At 36.3% G+C, this 543-nt stretch carries 1 protein-coding gene; it reads right to left on the reverse strand.

Annotated features, from left to right (window positions below; translation table 11 throughout):
* Positions 1–35: 35 nt before the first annotated feature.
* Positions 36–543, reverse strand: a 508-nt coding sequence (locus D8787_RS11335; RefSeq protein ID WP_142999781.1) for a transposase, incomplete at its 5' end; no start/stop codon positions are given.

Here is a 543-nt window from a genome sequence, read left to right on the forward strand (position 1 = left end):
GGGCTCTTTGTCAACTGTAGTGGGTTGAAGAAAAGCTAAGCTCGAGAAAGGACAGATTTAGTCCTTTCTTTTTTGATATTCAGAGCAATAAAAATCCGTTTTTTGAAGTTTTCGAAGTTCCGAAAACCAAAGGCATTTCGTTTGATAAGTTTGATGAGATTATTGGTCGCTTCCAATTTGGCGTTGGAATAGGGTAACTGAAGGGCATTGACGATTTTTTCTTTGTCCTTGAAAAAGGTTTTAAAGACAGTCTGAAAAAGAGGATGAACCTGCTTTAGATTGTCCTTAATGAGTTCGAAAAATTTGTCAGCTTCCTTATTCTGAAAGTGAAAAAGTAAGAGTTGATAGAGATTATAGTGGTGTTTTAAGTCTTCTGAATAGCTCAAAAGCTTGTCTAGAATCTCTTTATTTGTTAAGTGCATACGAAAAGTAGGGCGATAAAAACGTTTCTCACTGAGTTTCCGGCTATCTTGCTGGATAAGTTTCCAGTAACGCTTGATAGCCTTGTATTCATGGGATTTTCGATGATACTGATTCATGATT

Source organism: Streptococcus mitis, assembly GCF_003944325.1.
GTDB classification, from domain to species: Bacteria; Bacillota; Bacilli; order Lactobacillales; family Streptococcaceae; genus Streptococcus; species Streptococcus mitis_CW.